Below are 13,863 nucleotides of genomic sequence, written 5' to 3'. Positions count from 1 at the left end.
GCGGTTATGGGTGATCGGCACGACTATGTGGCCCTCGAGTGGGTCAAAGGCGAAATTGCCGAAACGCTGAAACAGGCGCATCAGGCGATAGAAGCCGTGCTCGATGATCCGCAGGCCTTTCCCGGGCTCGACGAGTGCCTGGATTACATCCATCAGGTCCACGGCAGTTTGCAGATGGTCGAGTTCTACGGCGCGGCGTTGCTCGCCGAAGAAATGGAGCATCTGGTCGAAGCCCTCCAGCACGAGCGCGTCAGCCATCGTGACGAAGCTTTGCACCTGTTGCTGCAAGCCTTGGGGCAATTGCCGATTTACCTCGACCGTGTGCAGAACGCCCGTCGCGATCTGCCACTGGTGGTGTTGCCGTTGATCAATGATCTGCGCAGCGCCCGTGGTGAAAGCCTGCTCTCGGAAACCAGCCTGTTCAGCCCGCAACTGCCGGAACTGGCGCCGCTGAGTGAAGAAGCGCTGGTGCTGCTGGAGCCGGCCGAACTGCCGAACGTACTGCGCAAGTTGCGTCAGATGCTACAAATGGCTTTGGTCGGGTTGCTGCGCGAGCAGGATGATCACACTCACCTCGATTATCTGGCCAAGGTCTTCAGCCGCCTCGAAGCACTGAGCGGCGATGCGCCGTTGAGTCCGTTGTGGCAAGTCGCATCGGCGCTGGTCGAAGGCATGCGCGAAGGGGTGATCGCCAACAGCCCGGCGCTGCGCAGCCTGTTCAAGGATGCCGACAAAGAGCTCAAGCGCCTGCTCGAACAAGGCCTGCACGGGCTCAATCAACCGCCGCCGGCAGAGCTGCTGAAAAGCCTGTTGTTCTATATTGCCAAAGCCGAACATCCCACCGGGCAGATGCTGACCATGAAAGATCGCTACTCGCTGGACGATGCCTTGCCCGACAGCGCGATGGTCGACGAAGAACGCGCGCGCCTGGCCGGTCCCGACCGCGATGCGATGCGCTCGGTGCTGGCGGCGCTGTGCGAAGAACTGGTGCGGGTCAAGGAGCGGCTGGACCTGTTCGTGCGCAGCGACCGCCAACATACGTCCGATCTGGAAAGTCTTTTGGCGCCGCTGCGGCAGATCGCCGACACCTTGGCAGTGCTCGGCTTCGGCCAGCCGCGCAAAGTCATCATCGATCAACTGGCGGTGGTCTTGAGCATCGCCCAAGGCCAGCGCGAACCGAACGACGCCGTTCTGATGGACGTCGCCGGTGCCTTGCTCTACGTCGAAGCGACCCTGGCCGGAATGGTCGGCACCGTCGAACCGGAAAGTCCGGAAGACGCGCGCCTGCCGACCACCGACCTGACGCAGATCCATCAGATCGTGATCAGGGAAGCACGCATCTGCCTGCAACAGGCCAAGGACATGATCGTCGACTACATCGACGCTGACTGGGACCGCCAGCACCTGCAACCGCTGCCGGAGCTGCTCACTCAGGTGCGTGGGGCGCTGGCGATGATTCCGCTCGCCCGCGCGGCGAGTCTGGTCGAGGCCTGCAACGGTTTTATCCGCGAACATCTGTTGCTCGATCCGCATGAACCGGGCTGGGAGCAGTTGGACAATCTGGCCGATGTCATCAGCAGTCTTGAGTACTATCTGGAACGCTTGACCGACGATCCGCTGGCGCCCGGCGAGCAACTGCTGGATATCGCCCAGAAGAGCCTCGCCAGCCTCGGTTTCTTTCCCAGCGAGCAGCCCGGCGAGGTACCTGTACCGGTGCTCGACGACGTGCTCAGCCCCAGCGAAGCACTGGTGATGCAGGACGCACAGGCGCTGGACGATCCTGAAGTCGTGCAGTCGCTGGCCGAGGTCCTGGCCAGCCCGGTGTCGGTGCTCAACCCGCCCGCGCGGATCACGCCCGGCAGCCTGATGCCGCCACCGGCGGATGAAGAGCCGGTGGATGACGAACTGCGCGAAGTGTTCCTCGAAGAGACCGACGAGGTTCTCGATGCCCTTCACGAATACCTGCCGCGCTGGTCAGCCAATCCGCAGGATCATGCCGCGCTGACCGAACTGCGCCGCGCCTTCCACACCTTGAAAGGCAGCGGTCGCATGGTGCGCGCGCTGATTCTCGGCGAACTGGCGTGGGCCGTGGAAAACCTGCTCAACCGCGTGCTGGAACAAAGCGTCGAACCCGGCTCGGTGGTCCAGCAACTGCTGACCGACACGGTATTGTTGCTGCCGGAACTGATCAGCGAATTCGCCACCAATCGCCAGCGTCAGCGCAGCGATGTCGATCAACTCGCCGCGCGCGCCCATGCTTTGGCCAAGGGCGACGAACCGCTGGCCGCCGAGGACGTTGATGACGTCGCGGCGCTCGATCCGTTGTTGCTGGAGATCTTCCGCAACGAAGCCGAAACCCATCTCGCCAGCCTCAATCGCTTTCTCGATCAGGCCGCTGAACACGTGCCGCTGCAAGCCAGCGACGAACTGCAGCGCGCCTTGCATACGCTCAAGGGCAGCGCGTCGATGGCGGGTGTGTTGCCGATTGCCGAACTGGCCGCGCCGCTCGATCAACTGGCCCGAGAGTTCAAGGCGCATCAACTGCCGCTCGACCTCGATGAAGTGGAATTGCTCCTCGAAGCCGAGGGCCTGTTCCGTGTCGGATTACGTCAGCTCAAGCATGATCCGCTGGCGCCGATTGTCGGCGCGCAGTCACTGATCAAACGCACCGATGCGCTGCTCGCCGAGCGTCTGGAATCGATCCTCAATGCGCCGAACACCGGCCTGCGGATCAAGCGTGATCCGCAACTGATCAACAACTTCCTCGCGCAAGGCATGGACATCCTGCTCGACGCCGAAAGCCTCTTGCAGCGCTGGCAGCAACACCCCGGCGAACGGCAAGAATTGAGCGCGCTGCTGGATGAACTGACCACCCTCGGTGAAGGCGCGCACCTGGCGGATCTGCTGCCGGTCGATGTGTTGTGCGAAGCCTTGCTCGACCTGTATGGCGCCGTGGAAGAAAGCAGCCTGGCGGTCAGCGACCGGTTCTTCCACGAGGCGCAGAACGCCCACGAAGCACTGATCAACATGCTCGACGAACTGGCCGCCGGCCAGGAAGTCACGCCGCAGCCTGCGCGCATTCGTGCATTGCACGACCTGCTCGATGAGAGTCTCGATCCTTCGTCCATGGGCCTGATCCGCAGCGACGGCAGCCGCACCTTGAGCATCCGCGAACTGGGCGCCGCGACCGCAGAGCTTGCGCAATCCACGTCTATTCCTTCGCCGGACGACGAGATCGTCGAGATCTTTCTCGAAGAGGCCGTGGACATTCTCGACAGCGCCGGGCAAGCCTTGCAGCGCTGGTTGAACGACCCGGACAACGTCGCGCCGCTGTCCTCGTTGCAGCGCGATCTGCACACCCTCAAGGGTGGCGCGCGGATGGCTGAAGTCGAAGCCATTGGCGATCTGGCCCAAGAGCTGGAGAGCCTTTACGAAGGTCTGGTCGATCGTCGCTACAGCCACAACGAAATGCTTGGCGGGCTGCTGCACCAGAGTCATGACCTTTTGGCGTTACAACTTGAACAGCTGCAAAACCATCAACCGCTGAACCCGGCGCAGGCTCTGATTGAGGCGATCCGGCAGTTTCGCCAAGGTTCGTCCGCCACTGTCGAAACGGCGCAACCGGCCGCCGAACACGAAGGCGCCGCGCATGATCCGGAGTTGTTGGAAATCTTCCTCGAAGAAGGTTTCGACATCATCGAAAACTCCGGCGCCGCGCTGCTGCGTTGGCAGGCCGAACCGGGCAATCGTCAGGAAGTGGAAACCCTGCTGCGCGATCTGCACACCCTCAAGGGCGGCGCGCGGATGGTCGAGATCGGCCCGATCGGCGACCTTGCCCATGAGCTGGAATACCTTTACGAAAGTCTCTCCGCCGGCACGCTACAAGCGTCGACCGAGTTGTTCGCCTTGGTCCAGCGCGGGCATGACCGACTGGCGCAAATGCTCGATGCCGTGCGCGCCGGGCAAGCGTGCCCGCCGGCGGACCGGCTGATCAATGCGATTCAGAATTTCAGTCATCCAGCGACGCTGGAAACCCCGCCGCCGTTGCCTCTGCCAGTCAAGATCGAGACCGCGCCGACTGCCGTCGACGCCAGCGCGGACATGGTCAAGGTCTCCGCCGAATTGCTCGACGAGCTGGTCAACCTGGCCGGGGAAACCTCGATTTTCCGCGGGCGTATCGAACAGCAAGTCAACGACGCGCAAGTGGCGCTCAACGAAATGGAAACCACCATCGAGCGTATGCGCGATCAATTGCGCCGCCTCGACACCGAAACCCAGGGGCGGATTCTCAGCCGGCAGCAGGTCGACGCCGAGCGCCTCGGTTACGAAGAATTCGATCCGCTGGAAATGGACCGCCATTCGCAATTGCAGCAACTGTCGCGAGCGCTGTTCGAATCCGCCTCGGACTTGCTCGACCTCAAGGAAACCCTCGACCGTCGCAACCACGACGCCGAGAACCTGTTGCAGCAACAGGGCCGGATCAACACCGAATTGCAGGAAGGCCTGATGCGTACGCGCATGGTGCCTTTCGAACGCATGTTGCCGCGCCTCAAACGCATCGTCCGTCAGGTGGCTGAAGAGCTGAACAAGGACGTTGCGTTCGTCGTCGGCAATGCCGAAGGCGAGATGGATCGCAACGTCCTCGAACGCATGGCCGCGCCGCTGGAACACATGCTGCGCAACGCCGTCGACCATGGTCTGGAATCTGCCGAGGTGCGCCTGGCCTGCGGGAAACCGGCGCAAGGACAGATCAGCCTCGACCTGTCGCGCGAGGGTGGCGACATCGTGTTCGACATTCGCGACGATGGTGCTGGCGTGCCGCTGGAAGCCGTGCGGCGCAAGGCAATAAAACGTGGCTTGCTGGCCCCCAACGCCGAGATCAGCGACCGCGACGTGCTGCAGTTCATCCTTCAGCCGGGGTTCTCCACCGCCGAAAAAATCACTCAGATTTCCGGGCGTGGCGTCGGCATGGACGTGGTTCACGAAGAAGTCCGCCAACTCGGCGGCAGCATGAGCATCGACTCGGTGCCGGGGCAGGGCGTGCATTTCCGCATCCGTTTGCCGTTCACGGTGTCGGTCAATCGCGCGTTGATGGTGCAGTGCGCAGAGGATCAATACGCGATTCCGCTGAACACCATTGAAGGCATCGTCCGCGTCTTGCCGAACGACCTTGATGGGCATTTCCGTCTCGACCCGCCGACTTATCAATACGGCGGTCAACGTTATGAGTTGTGCTATCTCGGTGAGCTGCTGAAAACTGCGCCACGGCCGAAACTGCTTGGCCAGAACCTGCCGTTGCCGGTACTGCTGGTGCATTACAACGACCGGCACATTGCGGTGCAGGTTGATGCCATGGCAGGTACTCGCGAAATTGTGGTGAAAAGCCTCGGCGCGCAATTCGCGGCGGTGCAGGGCGTGTCCGGCGCGACGATTCTCGGTGATGGTCGGGTGGTGCTGATTCTTGATTTGCTGGCGCCGATTCGCGCGATGCAGGCGCGGATCAGACAGCATCCGACGCTCCCGGAAATTGACAGCGAACCGCAGAAACCGCTGCTGGTGATGGTGGTCGACGACTCGGTCACTGTGCGCAAGGTCACCAGCCGTTTGCTCGAACGTCACGGCATGAACGTGCTGACCGCCAAGGATGGCGTCGACGCCATGCTCCTGCTCGAAGAACACATGCCCGACCTGATGCTGCTCGACATCGAAATGCCGCGCATGGATGGTTTCGAAGTGGCGACCCAGGTGCGCAACGACGAACGCCTGCAACACCTGCCGATCATCATGATCACCTCGCGCACCGGGCAGAAACACCGCGACCGCGCCATGGCCATCGGCGTCAACGACTACCTCGGCAAGCCGTATCAGGAATCGGTGCTGCTCGAAAGCATTGCCCACTGGAGCAAGAAGCATGTATGAGCGCCGGCACAACGCGCGCACCAGCCAACTCACGGGGCTGCTGCTGCCGCTTGCAGATCGCAATTTGATCCTGCCCAACGTGGCGGTGGCCGAGCTGATCGACTATCAGGCTAGCGCCTTCGATCTGGATACGCCACCGTGGTATCTGGGGCGAGTGACGTGGCGCGAGCGACAGATTCCTCTGTTGAGTTTCGAGTCCGCCTGCGGGCAAAAAATCGTGATTGGCGAGCGGGCGCGGATCGTGATTCTCAATGCGCTGGGCGGGCTGCCGGAGCTGAAGTTCATTGCCCTGCTGGTGCAGGGGATTCCGCGTTCTTACAAGCTCGATAGCCAGTTGAGCTATGTCGACGTGCCGTTGTGTGCGCTGGAACAGGCGGCGGTGCAGGTCGGCGAGCAAGTGGCGAAGGTGCCGGATTTGTTGGGGTTGGAGAGGTTGTTGGTGGAGGCTGGCCTGGTCCGCTGATCCATGATTCGCTGTGCCCTTACTGGCCCCATCGCTGGCAAGCCAGCTCCCACATTGCCCGAGTCCTACCCGAAATGTTGTGAGGCATACAACCCCTTGTAGGAGCTGCGGCACGCTGCGATCTTTTGATCTCGATGCTGAGGATCAAAAGATCGCAGCCTCGTTTCACTCGACAGCTCCTACAGGTTTTATGTTGGGCTTGCCACGTCTTCCATTGATCCCTGAACAGAAAAAATCGCTGCCATACCGTAATGGTTAGAAAGCGCTTTTTTGTGGGCTCGACTTTTTGCACACAGTAGAAGGAACTGATTAGCGCCTGCTTCTTTCTAGAAGTATTTAGAGATATGCCTAATCATCCTAAAAAAAATAAAATTATTCCAAAAAACTATTATGGACTGTCATTTCTTACAGGTTCCAAATTGTCGACTTCGCGTTAGTGTCGAGGGCGTAGCACCGCGAATTCCCGAATGGATACGTAATGGTTTTTATCCTTGGGGATATTGTACCAATCGATAAAGGACTCTCATCATGAAGCCAGCAATCTGTCTTACTTGCGCAGTGGGTATTTGCGCCGCGTTTGGAATCACATCTGTTCATGCGGCCACGAAGATCTATAACGAGGTCGGCGATTATGTCTTCCAACCTCCGGGAGGAGTCACGCAGCTTACCTTTACCATAATTGGTGCAGGCGGCGGTGGAGGCGGTGGCGGAGGTGCCTTTGATTTCGCTCTCAAAGGGCGCGGAGCGGGGGGCGGTGGCGGTGGTGCAGGCGGCAGTATGGTGTGCACCGTTAATGTAAACCCTAATGAAGCCTTGTATCTATATGTTGGTCGTGGTGGGGAAGAGGGCGCGGCAGGTAGTACTGGTAAAGCTGGCACTTCCGGTAATGACGGCGATACTAGTTCTGTGGCAGTAACTAACATTCCGGGCGGTCCGCTCGGATTTTCCAATGATCGGCCCGGTAATCCTTCCGACACCTTCAGTAATTTTGCAGTTAGCGGGGGCCGAGGTGGGGCAGGAGGAAGTACAGGTGGGGTCAGTAATACTCCAGGCCAAGGCGGCACGGGCGGAAGTATGAGTTCTTCAACGTCGGCTAGCTGCACTCCTGTCAACGGAGAAAGAGGGCAGAACGGTGGCTTGAATGGTGGTTCACAGACTTCCGGTAATGGCGGCACGGCCCCTTCTGCTGCGTGCGACGCTGGTAAAGGTGGTACAGGGGGTGGAGGCGGCGAGATCAACACAAGTTCTCAATCTGGGCATGCCGGACTCAAAGGAGCGGCTGGGTCACGGGGCTGCGTAGTAATTGAGTATTAACACCTGCGATTGGGCATGAATCGTTACGCCAAGCGTAATGATTCACCGCCCTGCTTGATTGATGCACCCACCCCACACGCCTAACTTAGCTCCACGACAGCGAACCCCGTGGAGTGAGCATGACAACAACAATTTCCCCCGACTCGCGCTGGACGCGGCGGCGCGATGAGAAGCAGCGCCGCCTCGACAAGGTGCGTGGGCTGGCCGACGGTGTGGTGTTGCCCACCGACAAGATCGTCGCGGCGCTTGAAGCGCTGATCCTGCCCGGCGACCGTGTAGTGCTGGAGGGCAATAACCAGAAGCAGGCGGATTTCCTCTCTCGCTCTCTCGCCAAGGCTGATCCCGAGAAGCTCCACGACCTGCACATGATCATGCCCAGCGTCGGTCGCTCCGAGCACCTCGACCTGTTCGAACGCGGCATCGCCCGCAAACTCGATTTCTCCTTCGCCGGCACCCAGAGCCTGCGCATCAGCCAGTTGCTTGAAGACGGCCTTCTGGAAATCGGCGCGATCCACACCTACATCGAACTCTACGCACGGCTGGTGGTGGACCTGATTCCCAACGTCGTGCTCTCGGCCGGGTTCATGGCCGACCGCGCCGGCAACATCTATACCGGCCCAAGCACCGAAGACACCCCGGCGCTGATCGAACCGGCAGCGTTCAGTGACGGCATCGTCATCGTCCAGGTTAATCAATTGGTCGACGACGTCAGCGAGCTGCCCCGCGTGGACATTCCGGCGTCATGGGTCGATTTTGTGGTGGTGGCCGACAAGCCGTTCTACATCGAACCGCTGTTCACCCGCGACCCACGCCACATCAAGCCTGTGCACGTGTTGATGGCGATGATGGCGATCCGCGGCATCTACGAAAAACACAACGTGCAGTCGCTCAACCACGGCATCGGTTTCAACACCGCAGCCATCGAACTGATCCTGCCAACCTACGGCGAATCCCTCGGCCTCAAAGGCAAGATTTGTCGCAACTGGACGCTCAACCCGCACCCGACGCTGATCCCGGCGATTGAAAGTGGCTGGGTTGAAAGCGTGCATTGCTTCGGTACCGAGCTGGGCATGGAAAACTACATCGCGGCCCGGCCAGACGTGTTCTTCACTGGTCGCGACGGCTCGCTGCGTTCCAACCGGATGTTTTGCCAATTGGCCGGGCAGTACGCGGTGGATCTGTTTATCGGCGCGACGTTGCAGGTCGATGGCGATGGCCATTCTTCGACCGTAACCCGTGGCCGCCTCGCCGGTTTCGGCGGTGCACCGAACATGGGCCACGACCCGCGTGGCCGCCGCCACGGCACGCCTGCATGGCTCGATATGCGCCACGACGACTCGCAGCAACCGATGCTCGAACGCGGCAAGAAACTCGTGGTGCAAATGGTCGAGACGTTCCAGGAGGGCGGCAAACCGACCTTCGTCGAAACGCTCGATGCGGTGGAAGTGGCGAAGAAAAGCGGCATGCCGCTGGCGCCGATCATGATTTACGGCGACGACGTGACCCACCTGCTGACCGAAGAAGGCATCGCTTACCTCTATAAAGCGCGTTCGCTGGAAGAGCGCCAAGCGATGATCGCTGCGGTCGCGGGCGTCACCGCCATTGGCCTGCGCCACAACCCCAAAGACACCGAACGCATGCGCCGCGAAGGCCTGATCGCCTTGCCCGAAGACCTCGGCATCCGCCGCACCGACGCCACCCGCGAACTGCTGGCGGCGAAGAGCGTGGCCGATCTGGTCGAGTGGTCCGGCGGCCTCTACAACCCGCCCGCCAAGTTCAGGAGTTGGTAATGCACGCATTCAACCTGCAAACGAAACCTCTGAGCCTGGCCGAGCGACTGGCGGATCTGGCGGTCGACGCATTGATCGACGAAGCGGATCTGTCACCGAAACCGGCACTGGTGGATCGTCGTGGCAACGGCGCACATACCGATCTGCACCTGGGCCTGATGCACGCTTCGGCGCTGTCATTGTGGCCAGCGTTCAAGGAGATGGCCGAAGCCGCCATTGAAATCGGCGAGATCAATCCGGTGCTGCGTGAAAGCATTGGCTGCATCGGCCGTGAAGGCGAGCAAGCCATGCTCGCCACCACCAACGGTGTGAACACCCATCGCGGCGCGATCTGGGCGTTGGGCCTGATCGTTACAGCGGCGGCACTGGACGCGAAATCCAGCACTGTCGGTGCTGTTTGCGTCAGGGCCGCACGTCTGGCGCTGCTCGATGATCGCTACGCACCTCGCCCGCTAAGTCACGGCGCGCAAGTCGCCCTGCGCTACGGCGCACGCGGTGCTCGCGAAGAAGCGCAACTGGGTTTTCCGTCGGTGCTGCAACGCGGCTTGCCGCAACTCAAAAGCAGTCGCGCCCGTGGTCACGGCGAACAGAACGCCCGGCTCGACGCCTTGCTGGCGATCATGACTGACCTCGCCGACACCTGCGTGCTCTATCGCGCCGGCGAAGCGGGTTTGCAAGCCATGCAGCGAGGCGCGCAAGCGGTGCTGGATGCCGGCGGTAGCGCCAGCCTCACCGGCCGCCGTCGACTGCACGAACTGGATCAACAACTCATCGCATTGAATGCCTCGCCCGGTGGCGCCGCCGACTTGCTCGCCGCCACGCTACTGCTCGACCGAATCGAGCGCGACGGCATTCTTCAGGGAGCGTTTTGATGGAAACCCTATCGTTTGAATTCCCCGCCGGGCCGCCGCCACGCGGTCGCGCGCTGGTCGGTTGTGTTGGCTCGGGCGATCTGGAAGTGCTGATCGAACCGGGACTGGCCGGCAAGTTGACGATCAACGTGCAGACCTCGGTCAACGGCGCGCAGCAGCGCTGGCAGCACTTGTTTGCGCGGATGTTCGACGGCACCACGCCGCCCGCCATGGCCATCGATATCCACGATTTCGGCGCGACGCCGGGTGTGGTGCGTTTGCGTCTGGAGCAAGGTTTCGAGGAGATCGGCCATGACTGACAGCGCAGCGCTTTTGCACAAACACAGCTTCGTTGAACTCGGCGCGCGGCAACGGGCGAAAGCCTTGCTCGATGCCGGCACCTTCCGCGAATTGCTCGATCCGTTTCAACGCATCATGTCGCCGTGGCTCGAACGCCAGGGCGTGGTGCCGCAGGCCGATGACGGCGTGGTGATCGCCAAGGGCAGCGTCGACGGTTTGCCGGTGGTGATCGCCGCCATCGAAGGCGCGTTTCAGGGCGGCAGCCTCGGCGAAGTCGGCGGGGCGAAGATTGCCGGCGCGCTGGAACTGGCCGCCGAAGACAACCGCAAAGGCATCCCGACCTGCGCCATATTGCTGCTGGAAACCGGTGGTGTGCGTTTGCAGGAAGCCAATCTCGGCTTGGCGGCGATTGCCGATATTCACGCGGCAATTGTCGATTTGCAGCAGTACCAACCGATCGTCGGTGTGGTGGCGGGCAGCGTGGGTTGCTTTGGCGGCATGTCGATTGCCGCTGCGCTTTGCAGCTATTTGCTGGTGACCCAGGAAGCACGCCTTGGCCTGAACGGCCCGCAAGTGATCGAGCAGGAAGCCGGGATAGAAGAATACGACTCTCGCGACCGGCCATTTATCTGGAGCCTGACCGGTGGCGAGCAGCGTTTCGCCAGTGGCTTGGTGGATCGTTATGTCGCCGACGATGTGGCGCAGATTCGTCAGCAGGTCGGTGAACTGTTGCAGCAAGGTTTGCCGACGCAACCGCGCAGTCAGCGTGCCGAGTGGTTCCTGCAGCGTCTGGCCAGCCTCGACACTGACAAGCAAATCGAGCCTTCGGTGGTTCGCGATCTGTATCAAGGAGAGCGCTCATGAGTGGCTATTCCGTGCGCGGTTTGAACTGGTTCAACGCGTTGAGCGCTAGCGCAGTAGAGGTCGAAGGGCTGCCGTCATCGTTGAAGGTTGCCGATGGCCAACTCGGGCGTTTTATCGCCGTGGTCGCTGACCCGGACAATCGTTTTCCCCGTGCTCGAAACGGTGAAGTCGGGCTGTTGGAAGGCTGGGGTTTGGCCAAGGCTGTGGATGACGCGATCACGGCTGACCGCGACAAATCACAGAAGCGCCCACTGATCGCCATCGTCGATGTACCCAGCCAGGCCTATGGTCGTCGCGAAGAAGCGCTTGGCATTCATCAGGCTTTGGCCGGTGCGGCGGACAGTTATGCCCGCGCACGTTTGGCCGGGCATCCGGTGATTGGACTGTTGGTGGGCAAAGCGATGTCCGGGGCGTTCCTTGCCCACGGTTATCAGGCCAACCGCTTGATTGCCCTGCGCGATCCCGGCGTGATGGTGCACGCGATGGGCAAGGCTTCAGCGGCGCGGGTCACGTTGCGCAGCGTCGAAGAACTCGAAGCATTGGCTGCCAGCGTGCCGCCGATGGCTTATGACATCGACAGCTACGCCAGCCTCGGCTTGCTCTGGGAAACCCTGTCGGTGCAGCAGATCGAACAGCCGACAGCGGAGGATCTGGCGCGGGTGACTGAATGCCTGAGCCAAGCGATCAACGATGTCAGCAGCAATGATCTGAGCGGTCGTCTCGGTGCGAACAATCGTGAAGCGTCCAGCCGCGTACGCGAACTGCTGAGGGCGCAGTGGTGAACATGCCTTTGGCCCACGACCTGCTCTGGGGCATGACGCCGGCGCAATTGCCGGCGGATGCGCCGCGCTGGGCGGTTGAATCGCTCAGCGCCGGGCAACCGGTGGTGGTGCGCCGGGCAATGAGCGCTGATGGTTTTGTTGCCGTTGGCATTCGTGGTGTCTTGCGCGAGCAGCGGTTGGCGGCGTTCATGGCAGTCGATTCGATTGCCTGTCGGGTCAGTCCGGAAGCGCTTTGTAATGTCTACAGTGATCGCGACGTGCCGGCCCTGCGCGCGCTCGAACAGTTGCGGCCGTTGCTCGATGATTGCGGTTGGGTCTGGGGCGTCAGTGGCAGTGCCGGGTTTGAACTGGCCAGTGGTTTTACGGCGATGCATGAGGGCAGCGATCTCGATCTGATCCTGCGTACGCCGCACCTGTTGGCGCGTAATCAGGCGCGCAAACTGGTAGCGCTTTTCGATCAGGCAGCCTGCCGGGTCGACATGCAATTGCAGACGCCATTCGGCGCTGTGGCCCTGCGCGAATGGGCTGGCCCCTCAGCGCGGGTGCTGCTGAAAAACGCCCATCAGGCGTGTCTGGTTACAGATCCGTGGAACCCGCAGGAGTTGGCAGCGTGAGCAGCCTTTTGGTGTTCCCAGGCCAAGGCGCGCAGCAACCGGGCATGCTTCAGCGTTTGCCTCGGGAAACCTTGGTCGAGGCCAGCGATGTGCTCGGCGAAGACGTTTTGCTGCTCGACTCTGCCGAGGCGTTGCGCACGACGAGGGCGGTTCAGTTGTGTCTGTTGATCGCAGGCACAGCAGCTTCGCGGCAACTGCTGCAGGGCGGACTGACGGCTGATTACGTCGCAGGTTTGTCCATTGGTGCTTACCCGGCAGCGGTGGTGGCGGGGGCCTTGAGCTTTAGCGATGCACTGCATCTGGTCAGCCTGCGCGGTGAGTTGATGCAGCAGGCTTATCCACAGGGCTTTGGCATGACCGCGATTATCGGCTTGCAGTTGTCCACAGTCGAAGCGTTGCTGGTGCAAGTTCACAGCGCCGAAACGCCGGTTTATCTGGCCAACATCAACGCCGATAACCAGGTGGTCATTGCTGGCAGTGACAAGGCGATGCAAGCGGTTGCCGAACTGGCGCGCGGTCGTGGCGCGGGGTTGGCGAAACGTCTGGCGGTCAGCGTGCCGTCGCACTGTCCGCTGCTGGAAAAACCGGCTCAGGCCCTCGCTGAAGCCTTCGCCAAAATACAGCTGCAAACTCCGAAAATCGCTTACCTGAGCGGCAATCGCGCTCGGCCGGTCATCAAGGTTGAAGCCCTGCGCGAGGACCTCGCTTTCAACATGTGCCGCGTGGTGGACTGGCGCGGCACCGTGCAAAGCGCCTACGAGCGCGGCGTGCGTCTACAGATCGAACTGCCGCCCGGTGCGGTGCTGACCGGGCTGGCGCGCCGGGTGTTCGAATCAGGCACTGTCACTGCCTTCGACAGTGCTCGCCTCGACACCTTGCAGGCGTTGTTGCGAGAGGAGGGAAGCCGCCCACTCTAAAACCGCCGCGACTCAAGCTTCGAACAACAAAAACAACATTCGACGATGC

General features: G+C 61.3%; 9 protein-coding genes. All 9 read left to right on the top strand.

All coding sequences use genetic code 11. The features are described from left to right. The first annotated feature begins 6 nt into the window (after window positions 1-6). Entirely contained in the window at window positions 7-5,919 is a 5,913-nt protein-coding gene (locus ICA15_RS11420) for an Hpt domain-containing protein (protein ID WP_210553475.1), read from the top strand. After that, window positions 5,912-6,382: a chemotaxis protein CheW gene (locus ICA15_RS11415; protein ID WP_210553476.1), complete on the top strand. Its 471-nt coding sequence runs from the start codon at window positions 5,912-5,914 to the stop codon at window positions 6,380-6,382. Before ICA15_RS11420 ends, ICA15_RS11415 begins: the two co-directional genes overlap by 8 nt. A gap of 1,433 nt (window positions 6,383-7,815) precedes the next feature. Further along, entirely contained in the window at window positions 7,816-9,486 is a 1,671-nt protein-coding gene (gene mdcA / locus ICA15_RS11410) for a malonate decarboxylase subunit alpha (RefSeq protein ID WP_150601962.1), read from the top strand. Beyond that, window positions 9,486-10,358, top strand: coding sequence for a triphosphoribosyl-dephospho-CoA synthase (locus ICA15_RS11405; protein WP_150617830.1), 873 nt, complete (start codon window positions 9,486-9,488; stop codon window positions 10,356-10,358). The genes mdcA and ICA15_RS11405 overlap by 1 nt, the downstream gene beginning before the upstream one ends. Beyond that, window positions 10,358-10,657, top strand: a complete 300-nt coding sequence (locus ICA15_RS11400; RefSeq protein WP_150601960.1) for a malonate decarboxylase subunit delta — start codon at window positions 10,358-10,360, stop codon at window positions 10,655-10,657. The genes ICA15_RS11405 and ICA15_RS11400 overlap by 1 nt, the downstream gene beginning before the upstream one ends. Further along, a complete protein-coding gene (locus tag ICA15_RS11395) occupies window positions 10,650-11,501 on the top strand; it encodes a biotin-independent malonate decarboxylase subunit beta (protein WP_210553477.1) in 852 nt (283 codons plus the stop codon). Before ICA15_RS11400 ends, ICA15_RS11395 begins: the two co-directional genes overlap by 8 nt. Beyond that, window positions 11,498-12,283: a biotin-independent malonate decarboxylase subunit gamma gene (gene mdcE / locus ICA15_RS11390; RefSeq protein WP_210553478.1), complete on the top strand. Its 786-nt coding sequence runs from the start codon at window positions 11,498-11,500 to the stop codon at window positions 12,281-12,283. The genes ICA15_RS11395 and mdcE overlap by 4 nt, the downstream gene beginning before the upstream one ends. Beyond that, the gene (locus tag ICA15_RS11385) at window positions 12,277-12,897 is read left to right on the top strand and encodes a malonate decarboxylase holo-ACP synthase (protein WP_210553479.1); all 621 of its coding nucleotides are present in this window, start codon (window positions 12,277-12,279) and stop codon (window positions 12,895-12,897) included. The genes mdcE and ICA15_RS11385 overlap by 7 nt, the downstream gene beginning before the upstream one ends. Further along, the gene (gene mdcH, locus ICA15_RS11380; protein WP_210553480.1) at window positions 12,894-13,814 is read left to right on the top strand and encodes a malonate decarboxylase subunit epsilon; all 921 of its coding nucleotides are present in this window, start codon (window positions 12,894-12,896) and stop codon (window positions 13,812-13,814) included. The genes ICA15_RS11385 and mdcH overlap by 4 nt, the downstream gene beginning before the upstream one ends. Window positions 13,815-13,863: the final 49 nt, after the last annotated feature.

It is taken from the genome of Pseudomonas sp. P116, assembly GCF_020149425.1.
Classification (GTDB): domain Bacteria; phylum Pseudomonadota; class Gammaproteobacteria; order Pseudomonadales; family Pseudomonadaceae; genus Aquipseudomonas; species Aquipseudomonas anatoliensis.
The sequence above is the reverse complement of the archived record's forward strand: the minus strand, read 5'-3'. Positions and strand labels throughout refer to the sequence as shown.

Coding starts and splice junctions, on each gene's coding strand:
- ICA15_RS11420 (WP_210553475.1), top strand. CDS start 7: ATGGGTGATCGGCACGACTATGTGGCCCTCGAGTGGGTCAAAGGCGAA.
- ICA15_RS11415 (WP_210553476.1), top strand. CDS start 5,912: ATGTATGAGCGCCGGCACAACGCGCGCACCAGCCAACTCACGGGGCTG.
- mdcA (WP_150601962.1), top strand. CDS start 7,816: ATGACAACAACAATTTCCCCCGACTCGCGCTGGACGCGGCGGCGCGAT.
- ICA15_RS11405 (WP_150617830.1), top strand. CDS start 9,486: ATGCACGCATTCAACCTGCAAACGAAACCTCTGAGCCTGGCCGAGCGA.
- ICA15_RS11400 (WP_150601960.1), top strand. CDS start 10,358: ATGGAAACCCTATCGTTTGAATTCCCCGCCGGGCCGCCGCCACGCGGT.
- ICA15_RS11395 (WP_210553477.1), top strand. CDS start 10,650: ATGACTGACAGCGCAGCGCTTTTGCACAAACACAGCTTCGTTGAACTC.
- mdcE (WP_210553478.1), top strand. CDS start 11,498: ATGAGTGGCTATTCCGTGCGCGGTTTGAACTGGTTCAACGCGTTGAGC.